Origin of the sequence: Cohnella xylanilytica, from assembly GCF_014212175.1 — a bacterium.
Lineage (GTDB): Bacteria > Bacillota > Bacilli > Paenibacillales > Paenibacillaceae > Cohnella > Cohnella xylanilytica.
The window spans coordinates 95,510-122,071 of the sequence record NZ_JACJVR010000079.1 but is presented as its reverse complement, the minus strand read 5'-3'; the positions used below and the strand labels follow the sequence as shown (position 1 = coordinate 122,071).

The following is a 26,562-nucleotide window of genomic DNA, read 5'->3' as shown; positions in this document are numbered from 1 at the left end:
AAATTGCACGCGATCGCGCCCCGCCGGGAGTAGAACGGCAAGATCGCGAAGGCCGCGCCCGACGCTTCCGGTCGCCGGCGCTCAAAGTTCAACTTCCCGGGCCATGCCCGGGAAGGGGTTTGTAATCGTTATGAACGCGTGTTATCTTAGGGGTGGCAAGCGATGATACTCGTTTGGACCAACATGCGGAGGTGGAGTTATGAAAGCGCTTTTTATCGGAGGAACGGGGACGATCAGCACGGCCATTACGAAGCGGCTGCTGGCTGAAGGCTGCGAATTGTATCTGCTGAACCGGGGCAACCGCAACGGGGCCTTGCCGGAAGGAGCCCGAATTCTTCAGGCGGATATCAACGACGAGGCGAAGGTCGCCGAGCTGATCCGGGACTTGGAGTTCGATGTCGTGGCCGACTTCATCGCGTTCGTCCCGTCGCAGCTCGAGAGGGATTACCGTCTGTTCAACGGGAAGACGAAGCAATTCATTTTCATCAGCTCCGCTTCCGCCTACCAGACGCCTCTGTCCGATTACCGGATCACCGAAGGCACTCCTCTATCCAATCCGTACTGGGAGTATTCCCGCAACAAGATCGCCTGCGAGGAATATCTGATCAAGCAGTACCGCGACAACGGCTTCCCGATCACGATCGTCCGGCCGAGCCACACCTACGACGAACGCTCGATCCCGCTCGGCGTGCACGGCAAGAAGGGAACCTGGCAGGTGGCGAAGCGGATGCTGCAGAACAAGCCGGTTATCATCCACGGCGACGGCACTTCCTTATGGACGATGACGCATAACAGCGACTTCGCCAAGGGCTTCATCGGGCTGATGGGCAACCTGCACGCGATCGGCGAGTCGGTGCACATCACCTCGGACGAGACGGTGACGTGGAACCAGATCTACGAAGCGATCGCCGATGCCCTGGGCGTCAAGCTGCGGGCCGTGCACGTGTCCTCGGAGTTCCTCGCGGCGTGCGGCCAAGTCGATTACCGGGGCGGCCTGCTCGGGGACAAAGCCAATTCCGTCGTCTTCGACAACTCGAAGCTGAAGCGCCTCGTTCCGGACTTCGTGGCGACGACCCGGCTCGACCAGGGGATCAGGCAGACGGTGCGTTATATACTGGACCATCCGGAGCATCAGGTCGAGGACCCGGAGTTCGACCTCTGGTGCGACAGGGTGATCGGGGCACTGGATGCCGCGCTGTCGGCGGTACGGGAATAGAAGAACGCGAAGGGCGCCCGCGAGGGCGTCTTTTGTTGGAGGCTGCCAGACATTTTTAAGGAAAGTTTAAAGAGTTTGCCGGGAAATTATTAAACTGTTCTCCCTAATCTTATAGTATTGAGTTATCGAGAGGGGAGAACGACAGTGAAGAAGCGGGCCATCGGGCTGGCGATCGCGGCTCTGATCGGAGGCTACGCGCTCGTCCGGCAGCTGCCGCAAGCGGCGGAGGCGAATCCGGTTCCGGCGCCGGGAATCGAGATTCCCCGGGAGACCGGGGCGGCTAAGGCGGAGAATGGGAGGACGCGGCCGAAGGAGACGGTACCGGAGGCGGAGCCGGCCGTTCCGGAGGAGACGACTCCGACGATCGAGATCGCGGAGGACCAGGTCTACCGGGGCTCGCTCATTCTGGTCGACCAGGACCATCCCGTGCGTCCGGAGGCCGTGGTGACCGACGTGGTGAAGCTGTACGGGAACAAGGAGCTCGTGCGGGGCTACGGGCTGCTGGACGGCTCGATCCGGCTGTCGCGCTCGATCGCGGAGAAGTTCCTGGCGATGACGGCGGCCGCGAAGCGGGACGGGGTGAGCCACTTCCTCATCAGCAGCGGCTATCGGACCGAGGACGAGCAGGAGGAGCTGTTCCGCGAGATGGGGGCGGATTCGGCCATGCCGGCCGGGCACAGCGAGCACAATCTGGGCCTGTCCCTCGATATCGGATCGACCGAATCGGAGATGAGCCGGGCGCCCGAAGGCAAGTGGCTGAGCGACAACGCTTGGAAGTACGGGTTCATCCTTCGTTATCCGAAGGACAAGACGGAGATTACGGGCATCAAGTTCGAGCCGTGGCACTTCCGTTACGTCGGGCTCCCCCATAGCGCGATTATGAAAAAGAGGAATTTGGCCCTCGAGGAGTACCTCGAGTTCCTGAAGGAGAAGAAGGTCTTCTCCGCTAAGGTGAACGGCGTGCAGTATCGGATCTCGTACTATCCCGTGGAGGGGAAGACGACCGTCCCCGTGCCGGAGAGCGGCGAGTACGAGATATCCGGCGACAATATCGGCGGGGCGATCGTCACCGCCGTCGTCGAATAGAAGGCTAGCGAGAAGACCGGCACCTCGTCCAGGGATTGACAGGCGCGGAACGATATCGTATTTTTACGCTGAGAGCCTAGGCAAGGGAAGCGAGTCCCTTGCCTTTTGCTGCATAGACGAAGAGGAAGCGGAGGGTCGGGCCATGGAGTACGATGCCATCGTGATCGGCGCGGGGCTCGCGGGACTGGCGGCGGCCGCGGAGATCGCGGACGGCGGGAGGAAGACGCTGCTGCTCGACCAGGAGCCGGAGGCGTCGTTCGGGGGCCAGGCATGGTGGTCGTTCGGCGGGCTGTACCTGGTCGATTCGCCCGAGCAGCGGCGGATGGGCATTCGCGATTCCCGGGAGCTGGCCCTGCAGGATTGGTTCGGCTCCGCCGGCTTCGATCGGGACGAGGACGAGGATTACTGGGGACGGAAGTGGGCGGAAGCCTACGTCGATTGGGCGGCCGGGGAGAAGCGGGCTTGGCTCCGCGGAATGGGAATCCGCTTCTTCCCCGTCGTCGGATGGGCGGAGCGGGGAGGCTATCTGGCGGACGGTCACGGCAATTCCGTTCCCCGGTTCCACATCGTATGGGGGACGGGGCCGGCGATCGTCGCTCCCTTCGAGAAGCGGATCATGGAGCATCGGCGGAACGGACGGATCGACTACCGGCCGCGCCACCGCGTCGAGCGCCTCATCCGGGAGCAAGGAGCGGTCGTCGGCGCAAGCGGTTCCATCCTCGTCCCGAGCGCGGCGGCGCGCGGGGAGGCAAGCTCGGCGGATGCGGCCGGCTCGTTCGAGTACCGGGCGCGGGCCGTGCTGGTCGCGAGCGGGGGAATCGGCGCCAACCACGATCTCATTCGGGCGAATTGGCCGAGGGAGCGGCTGGGCGACCCTCCCGCCGAGATGCTCTCCGGCGTGCCGGCGCACGTGGACGGCCGCATGCTGGGCGTCGCGGAGGAAGCGGGCGGACGCCTCGTGAATCGGGACCGCATGTGGCACTACACGGAAGGCATCCGCAACTGGGACCCGGTCTGGCCCCGCCACGGGATTCGCATCCTTCCCGGCCCGTCCTCGGTCTGGCTGGACGCGCGGGGTCGCCGCCTCCCCGCTCCGAACTTCCCCGGCTTCGATACGCTGGGCACGCTGGAGGCCCTCCGGAGAACGGGCTTCGACTATTCGTGGTTTATTCTGACGCAGAAGATCATCGAGCGCGAATTCGCGCTCTCGGGCTCGGAGCAGAACCCGGACCTGACCGGGAAGAGCGTCCGGCAGGTGCTCGGCCGGGCGCTGCCCGGAGCTGCCCCTCCGGTGCGGGCGTTCATGGAGAAGGGAGAGGACTTCGTCGTCGCCGGAAGCCTGGCCGAGCTCGTCGCCGGGATGAACGAGCGGGCCGGAGCGAACCTGCTGAGCCTCGCGGAGATCGAACGCCAGCTGCTCGCGCGGGACCGGGAGATCGACAACGCGTTCGCGAAGGACCTTCAGATCGCGGCGATCCGCGGGGCTCGCCGTTACCGGGGGGACCGCTGGATTCGGGTCGCCAGGCCGCACCGCCTGCTCGATCCGAAGAACGGCCCGCTGATCGCCGTCCGACTGCGAGTCGTCAGCCGCAAGACGCTCGGCGGCTTGCAGACCGATCTGTCCGGGCGGGTGCTCGATTCCGCAGGCAGCGCGATCCCCGGCCTCTATGCGGCCGGCGAAGCGTCCGGGTTCGGGGGCGGCGGCATGCACGGCTACCGCGCCTTGGAAGGCACCTTCCTGGGAGGCTGTCTGTTCACGGGGAGGACGGCCGGGCGCGCGATCGTCGATCATCTGAGGTGAGGCCTGACGGGGCGCAGGCGAGAGAGCATGGCGGGAGAGCTTGGAGGGGACTTCTTGACGGGAGTCCTCCGTTCGGATATGATTTATTTATCAATAAATAAAATTGAATGCGATCGCGCCTCGAACTCGATGGAAGAATGAGGACGGACAAGGAAAGGCTCGCGGGCGCAGGGCGGGATGGAAGGCGATTAACGCATGCTTCTCCCGGCCTTCTTTTTTTTGCCCCATTATTTATTGACTAATAAATAATTGAGAGAGGATGAAGAGGATGCGCGCTTTTGTCACGGGAGGGACGGGACTGCTCGGGAACAACCTCGTTCGCCAATTGGCCGAGCAAGGCTGGCAGGTGAGGGCGCTGGCGCGGTCGGCCGAGAAGGCGGCGAGGATGCTGGGCGGCCTGGCCAACGTGGAGATCGTCGAGGGGGATCTCGGGGATATGGGGAAGTGGGCTGGCCGAATGGACGGCTGCGACGCGCTGTTCCATACGGCCGCCTACTTCCGGGAGTCGTTCCGCCAGGGGAGCCATCGCAGCGGCCTGGAGCAGACGAACGTCGCGAACGCGATTCGTCTGTTCGAGCTGGCGGAGAAGTATGGAGTGGGCAAAATCGTCCATACAAGCACGAACGCGACGATCCGCAAGAGGCCGGATGGGGAAGTCAGCGTCGAGAGCGACCGGATGGAGCCGGACGAAGCGCTTAACCCGTACGGCCGGAGCAAAGCCGTCGGCGACCTGGCGATCGAGGAGTTCTCGCGGAGCCATCGGGTTCCGATCGTCACCGTACACCCGGCCTGGATGTTCGGCCCGGGAGACGCGGGGCCGACGGGGAGCGGGCAGCTGGTGCTGAACTTCCTCGGCCGGAAGCTTCCGGGCTCGTTCCCTTCCGGCATCGACGTCGTGGACGCCCGCGACGCGGCGGCCGCGATGATTCGCGCGGCCGATCGGGCGCCGGGCGGGGAGCGCTACATTTTGTCGGCCCATTATACGAGCTTGGAGGAGCTGTTCCGCATTCTGGAGAAGGTGTCCGGGGTTTGGGGCCCCGCGAAGAAGTACCCGCTCCCCCTCGTCTACTTCTCCGCCTGGATGAGCGAGAGAATCGCTTCCTGGAGGAACAAGGAGACGGCTCTGTCCGTGGAAGAGCTGAAGGTGATGACGGAGAGGAAGCGTACGAGCGGCGCGAAGGCGGTCCGGGAGCTGGGGCTGGCGTATCGGCCTCTGGAAGAGACGCTGCGGGATACGGTAGCGTGGTATCGCGAGAGCGGCATGGGAAGCTGAGAAGCGGGCGGCCGACCCGGCGCTTGCCGCGTTCTCCGATAATCCCCGCAGAGGCAAATATGGTATACTTAAGCTACTATGACGACTACCGATGTTCATCGACAGGAGCCGGACGCGGCGCTCAAGCTGTGCGCGCAGTGCCGGACGTACAAGCCGCTCTCGGAGTTCCTCCCGAGAAGCGGCCGAAGGGCGGGGCGCCTGCGGCGCCGGGGCACTTGCCGGGCCTGCCGGCGGAAGCTGGCCGAGGCGGAAGCCGCGTCTTCGGAAGCGGTCCGGACGGCGGCCGCCCGGAAGGCGGGGGCCGCTCCGCGAACGGAGAGCGATCCGCGGCCTGCCGGCGTTCCGCCGCAGGGGACGCCGACAGCCGAGGCGGAGACGCGGACGGCGGCGATGCTGGAGGCTGCCGGCTCGCCTGCGTCGGCCGCCCTGCCCGCGGAGGCTTCCCCGCCGGCGGAACGCCCGGCGAAGCGGCGCCGCCGCAGGCGCGGCAAGGGCAAGGCCAAGAAGCCGGCCGCCGCCGAGATCGCCGCCGCGGCGCCCGCGGAGATCAAGCCCAAATCGCATAAGACCGATCCCGGCGACGCGTCCGCCTTGAGACCGACGCGCCAGGGCTTCATTCGCATGCGCGGCAAGACCGACAACGGCCGGCGCTGGTACCAGGAGGTCGATCCGGAGCTGGCGATCACCCTCGTGAAGGAGCACGCGGCCGTCGTCGTCAACCGGCATACGATCCGCCGGATCTACAGCAACAAGGAGTTCCGCCGTCTCATCCTGACGCGGGACAACTACACGTGCCATTTCTGCGGGCAATACGGCGACACGATCGACCATCTGCTGCCGCGCGCGAAGGGCGGCCACACGACCCCGGTCAACTGCGTCTGCGCGTGCAACGAATGCAACCAATCGAAGGCGGCCCGCGACCTCGACGAATTCATGGGCTCGCTGGAATAAATCGCGCGCGACGCGCAAGACAAGCTCTCCGGTCCGATCCGGAGAGCTTGTCTTCGTTCCAGGAGTCATGCGCCCCTCATCCCCCGATCGCCCGCCGCTTCACCCGTCCGGCCGCCGCCCGGGATCGAACACCTTGGACCGTAGCAGCTCGAGCGCCCGGCCGATCTCCTCCAGCTCCTCGTCCGACGCGCCCCGGATCCGCTCCTTGAAGCGGACCTCGACGCGCCCGAAGGCCTCGTCCATCATCGCTTGTCCCTTGGCGGAGAGCCGAACGTACTGCTTCCTCCGGTCGTCCGCCGCGGCGAACTTCTCGCACAGCCCCAGCTCGGAGAGCTTCTTCAATTCGCGGCTCGCGTTCGGCATGGACAGCTGCTGGCAGTCGCTGATGTCGCTCAGGGTGACGGGCTGGCTGACCGCGACGTATTCGAGAATGCCGTATTGCACGGGAGTTACGGAATCGAGCTTGATGTCGCGCGTGAGCTTGTGCTTGACCTGATGGACGGCCGCCGTGAAGTCGACGAACTTCCGGAACAGTTCCGACTGGTCCACGGAATCACCTCTTTTCTGCCACGATACCAAATTGGTTATCGAAATACAATTATCATTTGACAACTAAATGAAGGAGGTGGTAGGATTTGCTTATCAAATGATAATTAACGAGGTGGACTTCATGAAAACGCTGGTCATCTACACGCACCCGAACCATCAGAGCCTGAGCTACGCTCTCCTTCAGCAAGTGCTGAAGGGAAGCGGCGAGAACCCGCGAATCTCGGAGGTGCAGGTGCTCGACCTGTACGAAGAGGGCTTCGATCCGGTGCTGGTCTTCAACGAGAACAAGCGCCGGAGAGATATGCACAAGGATCCGGCCCTCGAGAAGTACCGGAACCAGCTCCTGCGGGCCGACCGGATCGTGCTGATCTACCCGATCTGGTGGGGACGGCCGCCCGCGATGCTGCTCGGATACATCGACCGGATGTTCGCGGCGAACTTCGCCTACCGGGACAGCGGGAAGCTGCTTCCGGAAGGCTTGCTCAAGGGGAAGTCGGTCGTATGCGTCTCGACGATGAAGGGGCCGCCGCTCTATCCGCTGTTCTGGCTGAACAACGCGCACAAGACGCTCATGAGAAGGGCCCTCTTCCGTTACGTGGGCATCAAGAAGGTGAAGTTCTTCGAGTTCGGGAACATGGAGAGCCCGAAGGGGAGGCACGCGGCGAAGCTGGAGAAAATTTACCGGTACTTCAAGAAGGCGGGCGCTTAAAGCCCGCCCGCCTCTCCCTACAAGGTCTGTCCGCTGTCCACCGTAATCAGCTGCCCGGTCATCGCTTCCTGCTCCAGCGCGGCGCAGATCAGCCGGGCGATGTCCTCGGGCTCGGCGATCCGCTGCAGCAGCAGCTTCGGCGCGAGCTTCTTCATCTGCTCTTCCCGCCCTTCCCACCATCGGGTCGCGACGGCGCCCGGAACGACGCAGTTGACCCGGATATCCGGGGAGAGCGCCTTCGCGAGCGACCGGGTCAGCCCGTGAACCGCCGCCTTCGCGACGGCGTAAGGCAGCGAGGAGCCGAGCCCCGTCGTCCCGGCGATGCTGCCGAGATTGACGATCGAGCCGCCGCCGCTCCGCTTCATGTACGGAGCGACGGCCCGCGCGCAGAAGAACATTCCCTTCACGTTCACGTCCAGAAGCTCGTCCCACACTTCCTCCGTCGCCGCTTCCAGATCGTTCATCGGGATGTGCCGGGTGATGCCGGCGTTGTTCACGAGCAGGCCGATGGACCCGAACTCGTCCGCGACCCGATCCGCCATCGCCCGGACCTCCTCGTCCCGGGAGACGTCCGCGCGAACCGCGACGGCGCGTCCTCCCCGGTCCCGAATGAGCTTCGCCGTCTCCTCCGCCTCCCGCGCGGAGCGCGAGTAGTTCACGGCGACGGCGGCTCCTCTCTCGGCCAGCGCGAGACTCGTCGCCCGGCCGATCCCCGTTCCTCCTCCGGTTACGATGGCAACACGGTTCGTCCAATCCATTTTCTCCCCATCTCCTTGTCGAAGGCTATTCCGATTGTAACCCGGAATTCTCCAGCGGGAGCATCAAAGGTTCTGAACCCTGGCTTCAGTTGAAGTGAATCCGGAGCGAGGACCGGACGGCCATCTCCCTTGGACCGAACCTCTTCTAGGCTTATAATGCGAGTAACGGAATAGAGGCAAGCGAAGAGGAGTCGGCGAACATGAACAAGACGGACCGCATGCTGGCCATCGTGCTGGAGCTGCAGCGCAAGGGAACGCTGCGCGCGGAGGATCTGGCGGCGACGTTCGAGACGAGCACGCGGACGATCTACCGGGATATCCAGGCGCTCAGCGAATCGGGGGTTCCGATTCTGGGAGCCCCCGGATGGGGCTACTCCTTGATGGAAGGGTACTTCCTGCCCCCGGTCAGCTTCACGGCGGAGGAGGCGGTCGCTCTTCTCGTCGGCACGGACTTCGTGGAGAAGAAGTTCGACAGCGCGTACGGGCAGCGGGCCCGCGGCGCGCGCGGGAAGATCGAGGCGATTCTGCCGGACGGCGTGCGCAAGGACGCGGAGCGGGCGCGTTCGGCGATCCGGCTCATCGCGGACGAAGAGACGGGGGCCGGCCCCGAGGAGAAGCGGCGGCTCGAAGCGCTGCGGGGCGCGATTCTGGAAGGGCGGAAGGTGAGATTCCGCTATTCGGCAGGCATGGCCGGTCCGGGCGGCGGCGGCCGGCAGAGCGTCCGCGTCGTCTCTCCGTACGGACTCGTCCTGACGCAGGGCTTCTGGATGCTGGTCGGCTATTGCGAGCTGCGGCGGGAGATCCGGCACTTCCGCTTATCCCGGATGGACGAGCTGACGACGCTGGAGGAGAGGTTCCGGCTGCCCGACGGCTTCGACATGCAAGGCTACGCGGCCCCGGACGACCGGAACGTCCGCGTTCGCCTTCTCGCCGACCCCGGCCTCGCCGATCGGTTGAAGGAGAAGGGCACCTTCTACATGGAGTCGGTCGAAGAGCGCGAGGATGGCCTGCTCGTCACCTGCCGCGTCAGGCGGCCGGAGGAGCTGCTGGGGTGGATTCTCGGCTGGGGAGCGGACGTCGTCGTGCTGGAGCCGGAATCCCTCCGGGAGCGAATTCGTGAAGAAATCGAGAAGTGGCGCCGACGCTACTGACAGACAGCTGTCAGGAGCGATGCCGTATAGTGGAGTCATATCCGCGAACATAAAGGAGACGATACGGCATGGATACGAAGGAGATCGCCGCGCGATTCGAAGAGACGGTTCGCTTCTACCTGAACGAACTGGACGGCCTCACGACGGAGCAGCTTCTGCGCAAGCCGAACGAGGAGGACTGGTCGATCGGCCAGATGTACGCGCACTTGATCCAATCGGCTATGAGAATGCATCTGGGCAACGTTCGACGCTGCCTTCATCCGGATGGCGAGGACGGCGTCGTCCGGGGCGGGGAGAAGACCGAGGCGGGGAAGGCGATTATGGCGTTGGGAAGCTTCCCTCCCGAACGGGTCCGGGTTCCCCCGTCGCCCCAATATACGCCGGAGCAGCCGGCCGGGAAGGAGGAGCTGGCCCGAGGCTTGCTGGAGGTTCTGCGGCTCGCGAACGAGATCGAACCGGGCTTGGGGGAAGCCGACTTGAGCCTTGCGGTCGCCCATCCCCGGTTAGGGGCGCTGAATGCCCAGGAGTGGTTCCGGCTCGTCGAGATGCATTATCGTCACCACAAGCTGCAATTGGGCCGCTTGAAGACGGCGTTCGGAATCGGCGCCTGATTCCGCCGGGATCGTTCCGGGCCGGGCTCGGAAGTCCGAGGGGATTCTGTTAGAATATGGAGAAGTCCGCCTTCAGACGGAGTCGGCTTGAAGACCCGGAAGGAGAATGAGCATGAGAATCAAGGTAGATCAGAGGGGAAGCTCCAAAGTCGCGATCGTCGAGAGCGACTCGATCGTCATCGGCGACGTCCAAGACGCCCTGGATTTATTGGCATCCGTTCAGTATAACGAGGGCTGCGAGAAGATCTTGATCCCGAAGAGCAACGTCGCCGAAGCCTTCTTCGATCTGAGTACCCGGCTCGCCGGAGAGATTCTGCAGAAGTTCGCCACTTACCAGACGAAGCTCGCGATCGTCGGCGACTTCGGCGGCTATGGGAGCAAGAGCTTGAAGGACTTCATATACGAGAGCAATCAAGGCAAGAACGCGTTCTTCCTGCCGGACGAGGAGTCGGCATTGGACGCGCTGCACCGGCTTCCTTGACTCGAGAAGGCGCACGGGAGAGAACAGGCCGAACGACATCCGTCGTCGGCCTGTTTGCTATGCCGGAAGTCCGAATATGGCGTCGAACCATGCAGAAAAAAAGGTAGTCTATAAGGACTAGTACATGCTATGATAGGGAGGATAGAATGTCAATCATTGGAAAGGTTGTGTGAGCATGTCGCTGGATTTGGAGAGCTTGAAGCTGCAACTGATCAAGAAGGCCTGGAGCGACCCGGCGTTCAAGGAAGCGCTCTTGGCGGATCCGAAGAGCGCCATCAAGTCGGAGCTCGGCATCGACGTCCCCTCCGGCATCGCCGTTACGGCGGTCGAGGAGACGCCCGACAATCTGTACCTCGTCGTGCCGCCGAACCCGGAAGACGCGGCCAACGCCAAGTCAAGCACGAATTCGGTCTGGAACTAAGTTCTCTTCCGCGAGAGGGAACCGAACGATCGCTTCGGTTCCCTTGCCCACCTCGCTCCGGAACTCCAAGGTTCCCTTCATCGCCTCGATGATCCGGAACGTAACCATCAAGCCGAGCCCGGTTCCCTTCGTCTTCGTCGAGAAGAAGGGCTCCCCGAGCCTGGCGAGCTGCTCCTCCTCCATCCCCTCCCCGTTATCCGCGATTCGGATCGTGACTTCCCGTTCCCCGGCATAAGCTTCGATCTCGATTCTTCCGTCCGGAGGCAAGGCTTCGATGCTGTTTTTCAGAATATTAATGACCGCCTGCTTGAACTTGGAGGCGTTGCCCTCGATATAGAGGTTCTCTTCGATCTCGATATGGAGGTCTCCGCCGTGCATGGCCGCGAGCGGATGGATGATCGTCACGACCTGGTTCATCTCTTCGGACAGGTTGATCCGTTCGACCGTGTCCAGCTCCGGCTTGGCGAAGGTCAGGAAGTCGGTAATGATCGTCGACGCCCGGTCCAGCTCGTTGATCGCCATATGGTAATAGCGCTCGTTGGCGCTGTCCGACTTCTGGGCGAGCAGCTGCAGGAAGCCGCGGGTCACCTGGAGCGGGTTGCGGACTTCATGGGCGACGGACGCGGCCAGGTCGCTTATAATCTTCATTTTCTCCGTTCGCTGCAGCCGATGGTTGTACATCTCCAGCTCCCTCGAGTGGCTCACCAGCTTCGAATAGTCGGCGGAGATTCGTCTCGCCAGGATGATCACGAGAGAGAAAATCATCAGGGCGACGCCGATCTTCCACAGGATCAGCACGTACCGTTCCTCGCTGAGGTAGAAGAAGGTCAGGTCGAGCGCCCCCGACAGCGCCAGCGAGAAGATGCCGGCCGTCAGAATAAGCGAATCCTTGCTGCCCCTGACGGCATAGACGACCGCGAGCACGACGATCAGAAGCATCTGGAGCAGAACCAGCGGGCCCAGCACCGTATTGGTGAAGAAGTCGTAGAGCGCGAAGTTCCGTTCCCCGGTCGTATAATGCCAGGCGATGACCGGCAGGCAGAACGCCGAATAACCGGCCTGCAGCTTCGAGAACTTGACGTACAGCGGGAATCTCCCGTCGAACACCCGGCCCACGTAAGCGTTCAGCGCCGGGAACAGAACGACGAGAGACAGGTCGAAGAGGAACAGGAACAGATTCCCGTACTCCTCGAAATACAGATAAGGCGGCTGCGAATAGGCGGCGATCAGAATGCCCGTCGAGAGGGCGATCAGGCAGAGCGATACCCACGAGCCGCGCTGGCGCCGGTTCAGATAGCCGGAGCATACCGACATGATCAGGCCGAGGAACGCGATGGCCGTCCCGAACAGGAAGTCCGGCAAGCCCTCGCGTACGAAGCGCTGGGACAACGGCTCGTATTCCCCGATCCGGATCGCCTCGGCCGGCCCGGCCTGCTTCACCGACAGAATGCGGATGTACAGATCGGCCGGTTCCTCGCTCGAATCCAGGGGCAGGAGCAGCTTGTTGCGCTCGAACATGAAGTCGCGCTTCGACTCGTACAGAAGGCGGGTCCCTTCGTAGACCGCGATGTCGAGCCCGTACAGGCGGTCCGCGAGCAACCCCGGAATCTGCCACCCGGACGTCGGAGGCACGACGAGATGGACCCACATGCCGGCGGATCCTTCCGGAATCGCCGTCAGTGGACGCTCCGGGGTACTGGTCAGCCAGCTACCCTCCGCCGGAGGGGATGCGAGCGCGGCCTCCTTCGGGCCGATCCACATCACCTGCCAGTTCTTCAAGGTTTTATCGCCCGCGTCGGCATAGACGCGGAAGCCCGGCCACAGGGTCAGGAGCGAGCACAACCCGGCGCATGCCAGGGATATGAGCAGAAGCAAGCGTACCGGCTTCATCGTTCACCTCAGGTCAAAAAGGGTCAACCTTATACATTCGACAACGTTCGCCAATCTCCTGTAAATGTTGTAAATTTCTACGTCCATCTAGTCGTCCGGATCTAGGATCGCCGGACGGCGAGGAATTCCGGCCATAGAATTTTCCTCTTGAAACGCCGGGACAGGCTGTGTACGATTACTAGGAATCATTCAGGACGACTCATATAATTTTGGGGATATGGCCCAAGAAGTTTCTACCGGATAACCAACGCAATTATCCGACTATGAGTGAGAGCGAACGCATCCGAGAATCCGCAGCCGAGAATCCGCGCCCGCGATTCGCGATAGCCGATTCGATGCGGTTCCCCATGCGCATTCGCCAAGAATGCGCGGCGGAAGGGACGAGCTTCACTTGAGGAACGCGGCTCAAGGGAGGTTCGTTTTTTTATTTTCGATCCATGATGAGATAGGGAGCGGTAGTGAAAATGGAAATTCTGCAAGAACGCATACGCCGGGAGGGCCGCATTCTGTCGGATACGGTGCTGAAGGTCGACTCCTTCCTCAACCATCAGGTGGATACGGCTCTCGCGCTGGAGATCGGACGGGAGTTCGCGCGGATCTTCGCGGACAAGCCCGTGACGAAGGTGCTGACGATCGAGGCCAGCGGCATCCAATTCGCGATGGCGACGGGCATCGCCCTGGGCGTGCCGTTCGTCTACGCGAAGAAGAAGAAGGCGGTCACGCTTGCGGACAAGGTATATTCCGCCCCCGTCCGTTCGTTCACCAGAGGCGAGGAGTATCAAGTGTGCGTCGCGCAGCAATACTTAGGACCAAGCGATAAAGTGTTGATCGTGGACGACTTCCTCGCCACGGGCGCGGCGCTGGTCGGGCTGGTCGACATCGTGCGGGAAGCCGGAGCGGAGCTCGCGGGCGTCGGATGCGTCATCGAGAAGAGCTTCCAGGAAGGACGCGGGCTGCTGGAGGAGAAGGGCGTACGGGTTCATTCCCTGGCCCGGATCGTCTCGATGTCGCCCGGCGACGTCCGCTTCGCGGACAACGGGAGTTCCAATCCACGAATCAAGGAGCCGGTGTAAAAAGATGCTGAGCAAACCAAGAGTCGCAGCGTTAGGATTGCAGCACGTGCTGGCGATGTACGCGGGGGCCGTCGTCGTGCCGCTTATCGTCGGCGGGGCGCTGAAGCTGAACGCCGCGCAGATGGCGTATCTGATCGCGGCCGATCTGTTCACTTGCGGTCTGGCCACCCTGCTGCAGGTGCTGGGCACGAAGTATCTGGGCAGCCGGCTGCCCGTCGTGCTCGGCTGCACGTTCACGGCGGTCGGCTCGATTATCGCGATCGCGTCCAGCTCGAATCTGGCGACCGCGTACGGGGCGATTATTCTGTCCGGGCTGTTCGTCGTTCTGGCGGCTCCGCTGTACGGCAGGCTGCTGCGGTTCTTCCCGAAGATCGTGACCGGCTCGGTCGTGACGGTCATCGGGCTGTCGCTCATTCCGGTCGCGATGAACAACGCGGCGGGCGGCCAGGGCAGCGCCGACTTCGGCGAGCCCCGCAACCTGCTGCTCGCGTTCGGCACGTTCGTCGTCATTCTGATCGTGAACCGGCTGGGCAAGGGGTTCCTGCGCTCCATCTCCGTATTGATCGGCCTCGCGGCCGGCACGGTCGCCGGCTACGCGATGGGAATCGTGGACTTCTCGTCGGTCGGCGAGGCGAAGTGGGTGAGCGTCGCGCAGCCGTTCTACTTCGGGGCGCCCCAGTTCGCCGTGACGGCGGTCGTCACGATGATCATCGTCAACATCGTCAGCATGGTCGAATCGACCGGCGTGTACCTCGCGGTCGGCAAGGCGACGGACCAGCAAGTCGAGTCCAGGCAGATCGTGAACGGCTTGCGCTCGGAAGGACTCGCGATTATGCTGGGCGGGATTTTCAACGCGTTCCCGTACACGGCCTTCTCGCAGAACGTCGGCTTGATCTCGCTGACCCGGGTGAAGTCCAGGGACGTCATCTTCGCCGCGGGCGGCATCATGGTCATCCTGGGCCTGCTGCCGAAGCTCGCGGCGGTCACGACGGTCATTCCGAACGCCGTGCTGGGCGGGGCGATGATCGTCATGTTCGGCTCCGTCGCTTCTTCGGGCATCTCGATCCTGTCCGAAGTCGACCTGCGCAAGGACGGCAATATGCTGATCGTCGCGTCGTCCATCGCCGTCGGTCTCGGTTCGGCCGTGCTGCCCGGCATGTTCGACCGGCTGCCCGACTTCGCCAAGATGCTGCTCCAGAACGGCATCGTCACCGGGTCGCTGACCGCGATTCTGCTGAACCTGCTCCAGTCGGGGAAGGGACGGGCCGCGCCTGGCTCGGAAGGCTGAGCTGAAGGACGGCTATCGGGCTATCGATTATAGGATGACATGGAACCGGCTAAGGCTGAACGGATGCGAATCCGCTCGGCCTTTTATTATTTGGAGACGGAGACGGCCCCCCTGCATTCATGGTTAGGATGATCCTTCCAACTCTAGCATTTCCCGTTATAATAGAGCTAATAAGACAAGATGCGGGAGGATTCGCCCATGAACTTGACGGAAGCTTACGCGAAGGAGATCGAGGCCGTCTTCGCCGAGGCGGCGGAGGAGATCGGCCGATTCCCGGCTCCGTTCGACGAGAAGGGGCAGGCGCTGCTCGAGGCCGCGAACCCTCTGCGGGCGAACGCGGGCACGAATCTGATCACGTTCCTTCTGCCGTTCTGGCTGAAGGAGTCCGCTTCGGCGGACGAAGGCTTGTGCAAGGACCTCGCCGTCGGGAACGTGTTCGCGATGCTGCAGTTCTTCCTCCTGGACGACGTCATGGACGAAGGGGATCGCTTGGGCCGGGCGAAGGTGACGGAGGCGCTCGTTCTCGGCCAATGGCTTCAGGATTCGTTCCAGCGGTATTACGGCCGCCGGTTCGGTACCGAAGCGCCTCTCTGGCCTTATTACCGCGAATATCTGGCGGCGTGGGCCACGGCGGTCTCCCGGGAAGGGGCGAGCCCGGCCGATCCCCGCGATCCGTCGGGACTGGCCGGCAAGTCCGCCTTGGTGAAGCTGTGCGCCGCGGGAATGTTGTCGATGGCCGGCCGGGAGGATCGCCTGCCCGTCCTGGAGGAGGCTCTCGACCTCGTGCTGGCGACGCTTCAGCTGTCGGACGACTGGGCCGATTGGCGCGAGGATCTGGCGGACGAGAACCGCAACGCGTTCCTGACGCTCGCCCGCGAGAAGCTGGCCTGGCCGGAGGGGCAGCCCCTGGACGAGCGCGCCGTGAAGCGGGCCGTCTATCAGGCGGACGCGGTCGGAGAGCTGGCCGGCATCGTCCGGACGTACGGGGAACGGCTGCGGGAGCTTGAAGGCGTGCCCGGCGTTCTTCTGATTTTCTGCGACAAAATCTACGAAGGATTGCGCCGGGACGCCGAAGAGGCGGAGGAGACGGTCGTCCGGCTGGCGCTTGGAGGCGGCTTATCCTATATTTTGTCTAAAAAAGAAAAATAGTGAGAGATTTTTAGGAAATGGTATGGTATGATCTAATTGTAATTCAACCACCTAATAGAAGGGATGAGACTCATGACAGCTTTGGATTCTTTGAAGGTACAGGTGATGAAGAAGGCTTGGGCGGAACCCGCATTCAAGAGCCAACTCCTGGCGGAGCCGAAGAAGGCGATCAAGGAAGCGTTCGGCGACGAGATTCCCGAGGATGTCGAGCTCAGAGTGGTTGAAGAGAGCAAATACGTCTTCTACCTGACGCTGCCTCCCAAACCGGAAGACGTCGCCGACGATCGGTCAAACCGGAACTTCGTCTGGTAGAGTTTCATTGTTATTCGCTAAGGGGAACCGAATCGTCACTTCGGTTCCTTTTCCTTTGGCGCTGACGAAGTGAATCGTTCCCTTCATCACCTCGATAATCCGGAACGTGACCATCAGGCCGAGTCCGGTCCCCTTGGACTTGGTCGAGAAGAACGGGATCCCCAGCTTGGCCATCTGCTCTTCGTCCATGCCGACGCCGTTGTCGGCGATCCGGACGACGACATCCCCTTGTTCGGCCGTGCCCAGAATCGCGATTCGGCCGTCCGCTCCGATCGCCTCGATGCTGTTCTTCACGATGTTGATGAGCGCTTGCTTCAGCTTGGAAGAGTTGCCGAGGAAGTAGAGTCCCTCCTGGACGTCGACGTGGAGCACCCCGCCGTGCATGGACGCCAAGGGGGTGATCATCGCCTCGATGTTCCGCAGTTCCTTCGACATGTCGAGCAGGTGAAGGCCGTCGATCTCGGGCTTGGCGAACGTGAGAAAATCGGTGATGATATCGGCGGCCCGGTCCAGCTCCTTGGCCGCCAGATCGAAATACGGCTTGCTCGCCTCGTCGGAGCGGCCGGCGAGCAATTGCAGGAATCCCCGCGTCACCTGCAGGGGATTGCGCACCTCATGAGCGACGGAGGCCGCCAGGTCGCTGATGATCTGCATTTTCTCCGTCCGCTGAAGGTTGTGGTTGTAGAGCTCGAGCTCCCTGGAATAATTGACGAGCTTGGCGTAGTCGGCCGACACGCGTCTCGCCAGAATGACGACGAGGAAGGCGACGAGGACGACGAACCCGATCTTCCACAGGAACAGTACATACGTCTTCCGGCTGAAGTAATACAGGGCCAGGTCCGTGATTCCGAGCACCGCGAACGAGAGAATGCCGGCGGACAGGAACACGGCGTTGCGATTGCCCTTGAGGGCGTGAAGGGTGGACAGGACGACGACCAGAAGCAGCTGCAGCACGATCAGGGCGCTCATGATGACATTGAGCAGGATGTAGTAGAATTCATAATACTGTTCGCCCGACGCCTTGTAGACGAACAACGCGGCGATGCACAGAGCGGAATAGCCCGTCTGCCATCGGCGGAACTTCGTGAAGACGGGGAATTGGCGCTCGAAGATCTGGTCGATGTAATAGCTGAAGGCCGGGATCAGCACGAACAGGGACAGGTCGAACAGGACGAGCAGCAGCTCCCCGAATTCCTTGAAGTAGATATAGGGCAGCGGGGAATAGGTAAGAATCAGCATCCCCATCGTCAAGGCGATCAGGCAGAGGGACACCCACGAGCTCCGCTGCTTCCGGTGCAGGTAGCGGGAGCACAGCAGCATGATCAACGCCAGGAAGACGATGGCGGTCCCGAGCAGCAGGTCGGGCATATCCTTGGAGACGAACCGGCCGGACAGCTCGTCGATGTCGCCGACCCGGACGGCGCCGAGCAGCCCGGCGCGGTCGCCGGACGTCAGGATGCGGATCTCGAAGCTCGACGGTTCGGACGTCGGCTCGATCGGCACGAGCAGCTTGTTCAGATCGAACGCGAATTCGCGGTCGGCTTCGTAGAGGAGCCGGCCGTTCTGGTAGACGGCCAGATCCAGCCCGTACAACCGGTCCACGAGCAGGCCCGGCCGCTGCCAGCCGGAGGTCGGCGGAGCGGCGAAGCGGATCCGGATGCCCCGCGCGCCCTTCGGCTTCGCCGTGACGGGATGGTCGACGCCGCCGGCGATCCAATTCCCGGAAGCCGGCGAGGAGCCGTCGGCAGGCGAATCCTCGGATATCCACTGCGCTTCCCATTCCCGAATGACGCTCGGGCCGCTCTCGGCGCCCGCGAGCGGCGGGAGCAGCGCAACTAACAGAAGAAGAACGGCCAGAACCTTCGCCGTCAACGGGCCATACGCGAACCTCATCATCCACCTCATAGTATCCCTGCACGTCTCGGCTGGAATTAATCAATGTACACAATAAAAGATGGAATTCTACAAGATTTTACAATCTCCTGTTTGATCTGTCTAATTATTTTCCTCTAATTTACTGAAATGCCAAAATGGGAGCTTGAGAAGGCATGCTGGACGGGGTTTTGGTCCATAAAAAAGAGAGCAGATGCGCTCTGCTCTCTCGTCGTTCTATGTTCGCTTTTCTACTGTTCGCGGGTCCATTGCTCACTATTGCATAAGTTGCTGCGGTCCTGCTGTCCAGGCTTGGGCTCGGGCCTCCATCAATTGGAGGCCTTGTCCGTCGCGGCCTTGTTCGCAGCGGCGACGGCGTCGTCGACGACCGCGATCGAGCTGCCTTCGACCGACTTGTCCGTATACTTGCGGAGAATGGACACTTCCACCCGGCGATTGCGCGCCCGGCCTTCGGCGGTGTCGTTCGTGTCCACCGGATGGTATTCCCCGTAGCCGGTGGCGCTGAAGCGCTTCGGATCGAACGCCTTGTTCTCCAGCAGAATGCGCATGAAGTTGATCGCCCGCTTGGAGCTGAGCTCCCAGTTGGACGGGAACTCCTCCGTGTTGATCGGCACGTTGTCCGTATGCCCGGTGACGAGCACTTCGTAATCGGGGTACTGCTGCAGCATCTGGCCGATCGCCACCGCGAGCTTCCGCGCCTCCGGCTTGATCGAAGCCGACGCCGGCAGGAACAGCGCGTTGTCCCGGATCGTGATCATCAGCTGGGATTGGTTCAGCTGCGTCTCCAGCGAGGAGGACAGCCCGTTCTTCTTAATATATTCGTCGAGCTGCTTCTTGACCTTCTCCAGATTCTGTTCTTCCTGCTTCATCAGCTCGAGCCGCTTCGTTCCGTCGTCCCTGCGGTTCTGCGTGTCGTCCGTCCGCTTGTTCACCTGCTGGTCTTCCGTGATGGACGAATGGTCCAGAAGGCCGAACCCGTTGTTGAACACGCTGTTGAACGCCTTGCTCAGCTGCTCCAGCTTCGAGGTATTGACGGCGCTGGCCGCGTACAGCACGATGAACAGGGCGAGCAGCAGCGTCATCAAGTCGGAATAGGGGAGCAGCCAAGACTCGTCCGCGTGTTCCTCATGATCGTTATGCCCATGTTTTCTCTTCACGATTCGTATCCTCCTCGCTCGGCGCCGGCCGCCCGCGTCCAACCTTCTCCGGGGCGGCGATCGTCCGTTCGCGACCGAGCCTCTTCTCTATCGGCACTTATAGAAGGTTTATCGTCAGAAGGCCGCCGAAGCATTAGAGCGATCGAGCGGAAAATCGCAAAAAACCGTCCGGACGAGACCCCTCCGAACCGGCGCGAACCGCGTCCGCGCAAGGCTTGTCCGCCGTCCGGCGGCCGGCCTCTCTTCTTGTATTCTAGTAGATTATGAAGTAAAATGAGTCGAGAAATTCATCGATAAAACCGTCGGTAAATAGAGTCCGGACCGGGCGTCCGGTCCCGTTCGGCAGACCAAGAATTTCTTCCAATTGGGATGTGCATACGTTGAATAATAAAGCGGTTATTCTGGGAAGTAACTATTACATCGGGCTCAGCACGATTCGCTGCCTGGGGAAGCACGGCATTCATACGGTCGCCGTCGATTACTCGGACAAGAATACGTACGCGGCCGATTCGAAGTACTGTTCCGAGAGACTCTTATCTCCTCATTATAAAGAAGACCCCGCCGGATTTATCCGATTCCTGACCGATTACGCCAGCAGGCAAAGCGCCCCTCCCGTTCTGATTCCCTGCCACGACAATTACGTGGAGATTATCGACGAATATTTGGACGAGCTCCGGGAATATTACCTCATTCCCCAGACGGAGAAGGGCATCTACACGACGCTGATGAACAAGGAATCGCTGGAGCGGGCCGCCATGGAGAAGGGCGTCGCCGTTCCGGAGACCGCGCGGGTGGACGAGGAAGGCTTCCTGGACAAGGTCGAGACCGTCATCAAGTATCCGTGCTTGGTGAAGCCGTCGGACTCGCCGGCCTTCGTCGCCAAATTCCGGAAGAAGCTGTTCAAGGTGGCGAACCGGGAAGAGCTGCTCGCGGCGATCGACAAGGCCCATCAGGCGGGACTCGAAGTGATCGTGCAGCGGATCATTCCGGGCTTCGACGATCACATGTATACGTTCGACGCTTACTTGAACCAGGATGCGAAGGTCGCCCATTGGGTGACGTGCCAGAAGTACCGCCAGTACCCGATCAACTTCGGGGCGTCCGTCTACACCGGCCAGAAGTACGTGCCGGAGCTGTACGACATCGGCGCCAAGTTCCTCGAGTCGATGGGATACAAGGGCTTCGCGGAGATCGAGTTCAAGAAGGACGCCGAGACCGGGAAGTTCTACCTGATCGAAGTCAACGTGCGGATCACGAACCTGAACGTCCTGCTGGCCAAGGCGGGCGTGAACGTTCCGTACATCACGTACCGGGAGCTGACAGGGTCTCCCCTTCCGCCGAGCGCCGTCACGAAGGACACCAATCTCGTGTTCTGGTACGCTTACGAAGACATGCTGGCCATTCGCGGCTACCTGAAGACCAAGCAGTTGACGTTCGGGCAAGTGGCGGCCTCCTTCTTCAAGCCGAAGGCACACGCCATCTGGAGCTGGGAGGACCCCAAGCCCTTCTTTTCGTTCCTGTCGATGATCTCAGGCAAGTTCACGCGCCGATTCGCGCGCCGATAAGGAGGCGATTGGAATGATGAAGCTGACTAAGCTGATGCAAGCCATTGACGTTCTGGAGACGCGAGGGGAGAAGGAGACGACGATAACCGGGATCTCCTTCCATTCCGGCCGGGCGGCCGAAGGCCATCTCTTCGTCTGCGTGACCGGGTACAAGACAGACGGACATAAGTACTTAGCTCAAGCCGTTCAGAACGGAGCCTCGGCGGCCATCGTCGAGACGTTCCAGGACGGCTTCGATATTCCCCAGATCCGCGTTCCGAACAGCCGGATCGCGCTGGCCCGCCTCGGGGCGGCCTTCTACGGCCACCCGTCCGAGAACATGACGATGATCGGCATCACCGCGACCAACGGCAAGACGACGACCTCGTACATGACGAACGCGATGCTGGAAAATCACGGCTACAAGACCGGCCTGATCGGAACGGTCGTCATCAAGATCGACGACACGTCCATTCCGGCCCAGTTGACGACGCCCGAATCGCTCGATCTGCAGCATTATCTGTGGCAGATGGAGAACCGCGGCGTGTCCCACGTCACGATGGAGGTGTCCTCCGCCGCGCTGGAGACGCACCGCGTCGAGACGGTCGATTACGATATCGTGACGTTCAACAACTTGAGCCGCGAGCATATCGATTCGCACGGCTCGTTCGAGCGGTACTTCGAGGCGAAGTCCAGCCTCATTCGCAATGCGTCCGAGAAGAGCGTCGCCGTGCTGAACCTGGACGACGAATATTCGGCTTCCCTCGCGGGCGAGACGAAGGCGCAGGTGCTCACCTTCGGCGTCCGGAGCCGGGAAGGCCACTTCTATTGCAAGGATCTGGACCTGTCCACCGGACGGGGCAAGTACAAGTTTGAGATCCGCAAGGCGTTCGAAGCGCGGGGCGTCGAATTCGAGCCGGGCGAGTTCGAGGTCGAACTGTCCGTACCGGGCCTGCATTCGGTGTACAACTCCATGGTCGCCATCATCAACGCGCTGCTCTGCGGCGTGTCGCCGGCGACGATCCAGCGGACGCTGAGGACGTTCCCGGGAGTCGAGCGCCGATTCCAGTTCATCTACGAAGGCGAAGACTTCTCGATCATCGACGATCACTTCGCCAATCCGGGGAACATTAACGTCACGCTAGAGACGCTCAAGTTCATGGATTACGAGAAGCTGCACCTCGTCTACGCGATCCGGGGAGAACGCGGCCCGACCGTCAACCGCGAGAACGCCGAGGCGATCGCGGACTGGATGGCCCGCCTGGAGCTGGACGAGATCATCGCGACGAAGAGCGTCTCCCACGTGACGTCCAAGGACCGGGTCACCGACGAGGAAGCCCGGGTGTTCCTCGAGACGATGGAGAAGGCGAACATCCGGGTCCGTCTGTTCGACGAGCTGCCGGACGCGATCGCCGAAGCGCTCTCCCGCGTCGGACAAGGGGACTTGATCCTGCTCGGAGGCTGCCAGGGGATGGACCCGGCGGCGGAGATCGCGCTGGGCATGGTTCGGGAGCGCGTCGTCTGACGATTCACCAAATCTAAACGAAGCGGGTAATGGCAGTGGACAATAAACGATTAGGCGTCATTGGCGGAATGGGACCGAAGGCGACGTCCGTCTTCATGGACCAGGTGATCGAGCATACGGTGGCGGACCGGGACCAGGACCATATCGACATGGTCGTTCTGAATCACGCGACGTTGCCCGATCGGACCACGGTCATTCTGGAGAATGCGGGCGAACGGTTCCTGAAGGCGGTGGAGCGCGACCTGAGGCTGCTGGAGCAGGCGGGCGCGGACCACATCGCCATTCCGTGCAATACGTCGCACTACTTCTACGACGAGATGCAGGCGATGACCTCCATTCCTATCATTCATATGGTAGAGGAGACGATCAAGGAGATCGGGAGAAGATTCGGCTCCGTCCGCAAGGTCGGGGTGCTGGCGACGAACGGCACGCTCAGAAGCGGCGTCTACCGGAAGGTGTGCGACAAGTACGGCTTGGAGCTGCAGGAGCCGGAGGAGTCCGTTCAGCGCGAGATCATGAACATTATCTATAACGATATCAAGAGAGGCCGGATGATCAGCTCCGAGGGGCTCGAGAGAATCATCCTGGACTTGGTAGAGCAAGACGGATGCGACTGCGTCATCATCGCGTGCACCGAATTGTCTTGCATCCGGCTTGGCGAGCAGGCCGCCGAGTTCTCCGTCGACGCGATGGACGTGCTCGTGCGGAAGTCTATCGAATTGTCGGGCAAGCATTACGGGTAAGGGCGACGCTAGCAGACCGCGGATTGAGAGAGAACATCGAATCCAGCTGCGAGGAGGAATCGGGATGACGGCGGCGGAGAAGGAGCGCATCGAGCTGTTCGTCGCGGAATCGTTCCCGGACGGAACGGCCGCCCGGGAGCTTCGGTTGTCCTCGGCGGAAGCCGATTACGTGAGAGCGCGGTTCCCGGAAGCGGTCCTTGAAGAGATGAGCGGCGGCCGCTGCCCGGACGGCAAGGTCTGGTACGACGTGAAGCTATAACGGATTCGATCGAGAAAAGCACCCCGCCGCCGGCGGGGTGCTCTTTGCGCAGGCGCCGGGTCGGGGCGCTTAATCGATGCTGGCGATTTTCCACTCGCCCGCTTTATCCTTGATAGCCGTGAAGATATAGGAGCTGTGCCGGACGGTTCCGTCCTTCCGCTCGTCGAACCCGATCCGCACGTTGAGGCGCTTGGTCTCCGGGTCGTAGGGCTCGATGGCCTCCAGGTCCGTGAACCGGAAGGAGACGCTCTCTTCCAGCAAGAAGTCGAAGTAATCGCCGCCGTTAAGGATCGTTGCCCGGAAGGCCTCCTTGTCCTTCGCGGCGAGGGCCTCGATGTTCTTCTTCACCAGCTGGAGGACCGTCTCTTCGTCGGCGTCCTTGCCCTTCGGGAACACGATCGAGACGCCCGGCTTGAAGGAGGGGGCGCCGGAGGGAGACGGCTTCGGGAGCGCGACGGCTTCCTTCCGGACCTCGCCGGGGAGCTGGTAGATGGGCGGTTGTCCCGAGATTTTCCCGTCCGTGTTTATATACGAATTGATCGGAGCGATCTGGCCCTGGGGATCGATCTTCTGCTCCGTCTGTTCCCTCTGAACCCCAGCGAAGCCGTAGGAATAAGAGTAGTAGCCCTTACCCAGCTTCGGCTTCGTTCCGACTTCGTCCTTCCACTTGCTTTGAAGGAATTGCTGCAGCGCGTCGTCCTCGTTAACGTGAGCTTGCCAGGTGACGACCGCGAAGCCGTCCTTGAATTCCACCCAGGAGACGGTATCCCCTTCGATCTTCAGATAGCGGAGGGCTTCTCCTTCCGGGAACAGGTACGTCTCCGACCACCATTCGCTGAAGCGGGTCATCTTCAGAGCGGGATGCTCGTAATGAACGCCCATCTTCATGGCCAGCTTGCGAGCCTCCCCAAGCGCTCCGTGATAGAGGATCTTCTGCGTCGATTCGCTAAGAGGAGAGCGGATGTTCACCGTATCGCCGCTCCACTCCGCCCGATAGCCGAAGGTCTGGCTCAGGAACCGCAGCGGGACGTAAACCCGGCTGCCTACCCGGCTCACGGGCACGTCGAGCGCCGTCTCGTACGAGGGCTCCGATGTCCCCTTCACGAGCGCCGTCTTCTTGCCTACCGTGAGCTCGACGCTCTCCGCCCACTTGGTCACCGTGACCTTGTTCGCCTTCGGGTCCCATGCCACGTTCGCTCCGAGCGCTTCCGACGCCGCCCGCAGGGGGATGAGCACCCGGCCCTTCGAGACGATCGGCTCCGCGTCGCCGTTCACGGGAACGCCCTCGACCTTCAGCTTAATAGGCCCTGCCTTCGCATAAGCGTTCGAGCCTGCGGCAACGATTCCGAGCACGACCATGAGCGCGATCCATCTTTTCATTTTCCACACGCCTGCCTTCGCCTAAGGTTATCCCAAACTGACAGTTAGACGCGCGGAATTCCGAAAAGTTCCAGATTGTCGCCGTGCGCAATAAAAAAGCCTCCCGACCGTCGCCGGCCGCGGAGGCTTCCCCTGTCGCCGTCTCCGGACGAATCAAGGGCGGATGTCGCACTTGTTCTGAATGAACGAGATCTGGTTCTCGAGCCGGTTGATCGCTTCCTGCGATTCCGGGCTCTCGTCGCCTCGGCCGCGCAGCGAGGCCAGCTCCTGCTTGAGGCGGTGCAAGTCGTCGCCGGCACGGGAGCAGTCGTAGTTGCTCTCCAGGTTGTCGAGCATGGCGGTTCCTCCATTTCGTAAGGACAGTCCCTTGTAGTATGGTGGGGAATTCCAGCCGTTATTCGCCGGGGGGGTAGTTAGGTGGTTGTAGGAATTATCTGGGAAGTTGAGCCGAGCTGTGGTACAATGGACCCAAATATCCGATGAGGTGATTCCATCTTGATAGGCCGCAGCGGCAATCCCACGTTGAACGACAAGACTTTCGAACGCACGGGGCATTACTCGGGAAGAGACTCGATGACGATCGACGGAACGGTGAACAAAGCCTTCATCATGCTCGCCCTGCTGCTGGGCGGCGCGTTCGTCAGCTGGTCGAGCTACTTCGACGGAACGAACGTCATGCCTTACGCGATCGGCTCCGCCATCGCCGGGTTCGTCCTCGCGCTGATCGTCAGCTTCAAGCCGACGACTTCGCCTTACCTGGTCCCCGTCTACGCTATCCTGGAAGGGGTGTTCCTGGGGGCTCTCTCGGCGAATTACGAGTCTCTTTACCAAGGCATCACGCTGCAGGCGGCTCTGCTGACGATGGGCGTGTTCGTCGCCCTTCTGCTGGCCTACAGGACGCGGCTTATCAAGGCGACGGAGAACTTCAAGCTCGGCGTGTTCGCGGCGACGGCGGGCATCGCCATCGTCTACCTGCTCAGCTTCATCCTGGGACTGTTCGGCGTTACGGTCCCGTATCTGCACGACAACAGCTGGATCGGCATCGGCATCTCCCTCGTCATCGTCGCCGTGGCGGCGCTCAACCTCGTTCTCGACTTCGACTTCATCGAGAACGGCGCCCGCGAAGGCGCTCCGAAGTACATGGAATGGTACGGCGCCTTCGGCCTGATGGTGACGCTAGTGTGGCTGTACGTCGAGATGCTTCGGCTGCTCGCCAAGATTTTCAGCCGGGATTGATTTCGATTTAGCGAAGATGCAAGTTGATTTAAGCCATCCTCTTGGGGGATGGCTTTTTTGCATCGGACTGGAACTCTCCGACCGGCGGAGGGCTTCGGCCTATTTG

Annotated in this window: 26 protein-coding genes and 1 riboswitch; of the genes, 19 read left to right on the top strand and 7 right to left on the bottom strand. The window is 61.7% G+C overall.

Translation table 11 applies throughout. The features are described 5' to 3' along the window. The first annotated feature begins 199 nt into the window (after positions 1 to 199). From H7B90_RS20700 to H7B90_RS33095, 5 genes are all read left to right on the top strand, one after another. Positions 200 to 1,216 (top strand): SDR family oxidoreductase, encoded by a 1,017-nt coding sequence (locus H7B90_RS20700; protein WP_185137793.1) that lies wholly within the window; start codon positions 200 to 202, stop codon positions 1,214 to 1,216. Between the two features lie 144 nt (positions 1,217 to 1,360). After that, on the top strand, positions 1,361 to 2,302 hold the full coding sequence (locus H7B90_RS20695) for a M15 family metallopeptidase (protein ID WP_306421780.1): 942 nt from the start codon (positions 1,361 to 1,363) through the stop codon (positions 2,300 to 2,302). A 142-nt stretch (positions 2,303 to 2,444) separates the two neighbouring features. Then, positions 2,445 to 4,103: an FAD-binding dehydrogenase gene (locus H7B90_RS20690; RefSeq protein WP_185137792.1), complete on the top strand. Its 1,659-nt coding sequence runs from the start codon at positions 2,445 to 2,447 to the stop codon at positions 4,101 to 4,103. A 268-nt stretch (positions 4,104 to 4,371) separates the two neighbouring features. Next, positions 4,372 to 5,376: an NAD-dependent epimerase/dehydratase family protein gene (locus H7B90_RS20685; RefSeq protein WP_185137791.1), complete on the top strand. Its 1,005-nt coding sequence runs from the start codon at positions 4,372 to 4,374 to the stop codon at positions 5,374 to 5,376. A gap of 78 nt (positions 5,377 to 5,454) precedes the next feature. Continuing rightward, positions 5,455 to 6,327, top strand: a complete 873-nt coding sequence (locus H7B90_RS33095) for an HNH endonuclease (RefSeq protein ID WP_246578690.1) — start codon at positions 5,455 to 5,457, stop codon at positions 6,325 to 6,327. Between the two features lie 99 nt (positions 6,328 to 6,426). On the opposite strand, the gene H7B90_RS20675 is transcribed toward H7B90_RS33095, so the two are convergent. After that, the gene (locus tag H7B90_RS20675) at positions 6,427 to 6,876 is read right to left on the bottom strand and encodes a MarR family winged helix-turn-helix transcriptional regulator (protein WP_185137790.1); all 450 of its coding nucleotides are present in this window, start codon (positions 6,874 to 6,876) and stop codon (positions 6,427 to 6,429) included. Between the two features lie 121 nt (positions 6,877 to 6,997). On the opposite strand from H7B90_RS20675, the gene H7B90_RS20670 reads away from it, so the two are divergent. Beyond that, positions 6,998 to 7,585, top strand: coding sequence for an NAD(P)H-dependent oxidoreductase (locus tag H7B90_RS20670; protein ID WP_185137789.1), 588 nt, complete (start codon positions 6,998 to 7,000; stop codon positions 7,583 to 7,585). A 17-nt stretch (positions 7,586 to 7,602) separates the two neighbouring features. On the opposite strand, the gene H7B90_RS20665 is transcribed toward H7B90_RS20670, so the two are convergent. After that, on the bottom strand, positions 7,603 to 8,343 hold the full coding sequence (locus tag H7B90_RS20665; RefSeq protein WP_185137788.1) for an SDR family NAD(P)-dependent oxidoreductase: 741 nt from the start codon (positions 8,341 to 8,343) through the stop codon (positions 7,603 to 7,605). Between the two features lie 200 nt (positions 8,344 to 8,543). On the opposite strand from H7B90_RS20665, the gene H7B90_RS20660 reads away from it, so the two are divergent. From H7B90_RS20660 to H7B90_RS20645, 4 genes are all read left to right on the top strand, one after another. Continuing rightward, positions 8,544 to 9,494, top strand: coding sequence for a helix-turn-helix transcriptional regulator (locus H7B90_RS20660; RefSeq protein ID WP_185137787.1), 951 nt, complete (start codon positions 8,544 to 8,546; stop codon positions 9,492 to 9,494). A 68-nt stretch (positions 9,495 to 9,562) separates the two neighbouring features. Continuing rightward, complete coding sequence (locus H7B90_RS20655; RefSeq protein ID WP_185137786.1) at positions 9,563 to 10,105, top strand: DinB family protein; 543 nt, start codon at positions 9,563 to 9,565, stop codon at positions 10,103 to 10,105. Positions 10,106 to 10,217: 112 nt separating this feature from the next. Next, entirely contained in the window at positions 10,218 to 10,586 is a 369-nt protein-coding gene (locus H7B90_RS20650) for a DUF4180 domain-containing protein (RefSeq protein ID WP_185137785.1), read from the top strand. Positions 10,587 to 10,761: 175 nt separating this feature from the next. After that, entirely contained in the window at positions 10,762 to 11,007 is a 246-nt protein-coding gene (locus tag H7B90_RS20645; RefSeq protein ID WP_373315961.1) for an NHLP leader peptide family RiPP precursor, read from the top strand. Here the strand turns inward: H7B90_RS20645 and H7B90_RS20640 are convergent. Continuing rightward, complete coding sequence (locus H7B90_RS20640) at positions 10,981 to 12,897, bottom strand: ATP-binding protein (RefSeq protein ID WP_185137784.1); 1,917 nt, start codon at positions 12,895 to 12,897, stop codon at positions 10,981 to 10,983. The two genes, H7B90_RS20645 and H7B90_RS20640, sit on opposite strands and share 27 nt — an antisense overlap. 179 nt (positions 12,898 to 13,076) lie before the next feature. Then, a riboswitch (purine riboswitch) is annotated at positions 13,077 to 13,181 on the top strand. A 180-nt stretch (positions 13,182 to 13,361) separates the two neighbouring features. Here H7B90_RS20640 and H7B90_RS20635 point away from each other — a divergent pair. From H7B90_RS20635 to H7B90_RS20620, 4 genes are all read left to right on the top strand, one after another. Next, positions 13,362 to 13,970, top strand: a complete 609-nt coding sequence (locus tag H7B90_RS20635; RefSeq protein WP_185137783.1) for a xanthine phosphoribosyltransferase — start codon at positions 13,362 to 13,364, stop codon at positions 13,968 to 13,970. A 4-nt stretch (positions 13,971 to 13,974) separates the two neighbouring features. Then, on the top strand, positions 13,975 to 15,258 hold the full coding sequence (locus tag H7B90_RS20630; protein WP_185137782.1) for a nucleobase:cation symporter-2 family protein: 1,284 nt from the start codon (positions 13,975 to 13,977) through the stop codon (positions 15,256 to 15,258). Positions 15,259 to 15,456: 198 nt separating this feature from the next. After that, positions 15,457 to 16,407, top strand: coding sequence for a thymidylate synthase family protein (locus tag H7B90_RS20625; RefSeq protein ID WP_185137781.1), 951 nt, complete (start codon positions 15,457 to 15,459; stop codon positions 16,405 to 16,407). A gap of 72 nt (positions 16,408 to 16,479) precedes the next feature. Continuing rightward, on the top strand, positions 16,480 to 16,719 hold the full coding sequence (locus tag H7B90_RS20620) for an NHLP leader peptide family RiPP precursor (protein WP_185137780.1): 240 nt from the start codon (positions 16,480 to 16,482) through the stop codon (positions 16,717 to 16,719). Here the strand turns inward: H7B90_RS20620 and H7B90_RS20615 are convergent. Beyond that, entirely contained in the window at positions 16,696 to 18,612 is a 1,917-nt protein-coding gene (locus H7B90_RS20615; RefSeq protein WP_185137779.1) for an ATP-binding protein, read from the bottom strand. The genes H7B90_RS20620 and H7B90_RS20615 overlap by 24 nt on opposite strands. A gap of 308 nt (positions 18,613 to 18,920) precedes the next feature. Continuing rightward, positions 18,921 to 19,769, bottom strand: a complete 849-nt coding sequence (motB, locus tag H7B90_RS20610; RefSeq protein ID WP_185137778.1) for a flagellar motor protein MotB — start codon at positions 19,767 to 19,769, stop codon at positions 18,921 to 18,923. A 380-nt stretch (positions 19,770 to 20,149) separates the two neighbouring features. Between motB and H7B90_RS20605 the strand changes: the two genes are divergently transcribed. The 4 genes from H7B90_RS20605 (at position 20,150) to H7B90_RS20590 (ending at position 23,840) form a co-directional block, all read left to right on the top strand. Continuing rightward, entirely contained in the window at positions 20,150 to 21,334 is a 1,185-nt protein-coding gene (locus H7B90_RS20605; protein ID WP_185137777.1) for a carboxylate--amine ligase, read from the top strand. A gap of 13 nt (positions 21,335 to 21,347) precedes the next feature. Next, the gene (locus tag H7B90_RS20600) at positions 21,348 to 22,838 is read left to right on the top strand and encodes a Mur ligase family protein (RefSeq protein WP_185137776.1); all 1,491 of its coding nucleotides are present in this window, start codon (positions 21,348 to 21,350) and stop codon (positions 22,836 to 22,838) included. A 29-nt stretch (positions 22,839 to 22,867) separates the two neighbouring features. Beyond that, positions 22,868 to 23,581: a cysteate racemase gene (gene cuyB, locus H7B90_RS20595; protein WP_221482109.1), complete on the top strand. Its 714-nt coding sequence runs from the start codon at positions 22,868 to 22,870 to the stop codon at positions 23,579 to 23,581. Between the two features lie 64 nt (positions 23,582 to 23,645). Then, positions 23,646 to 23,840 carry a hypothetical protein gene (locus tag H7B90_RS20590; protein ID WP_185137774.1) on the top strand — a complete coding sequence of 65 codons (195 nt, stop codon included), beginning with the start codon at positions 23,646 to 23,648 and terminating at the stop codon, positions 23,838 to 23,840. 69 nt (positions 23,841 to 23,909) lie between these two features. Here H7B90_RS20590 and H7B90_RS20585 read toward each other — a convergent pair whose 3' ends face one another. Continuing rightward, complete coding sequence (locus tag H7B90_RS20585; protein WP_185137773.1) at positions 23,910 to 25,220, bottom strand: copper amine oxidase N-terminal domain-containing protein; 1,311 nt, start codon at positions 25,218 to 25,220, stop codon at positions 23,910 to 23,912. A gap of 153 nt (positions 25,221 to 25,373) precedes the next feature. Then, positions 25,374 to 25,556, bottom strand: coding sequence for a DUF2524 domain-containing protein (locus H7B90_RS20580; protein WP_185137772.1), 183 nt, complete (start codon positions 25,554 to 25,556; stop codon positions 25,374 to 25,376). Between the two features lie 159 nt (positions 25,557 to 25,715). Between H7B90_RS20580 and H7B90_RS20575 the strand changes: the two genes are divergently transcribed. Beyond that, positions 25,716 to 26,456 carry a Bax inhibitor-1/YccA family protein gene (locus tag H7B90_RS20575; RefSeq protein WP_185137771.1) on the top strand — a complete coding sequence of 247 codons (741 nt, stop codon included), beginning with the start codon at positions 25,716 to 25,718 and terminating at the stop codon, positions 26,454 to 26,456. Positions 26,457 to 26,562 lie beyond the last annotated feature (106 nt).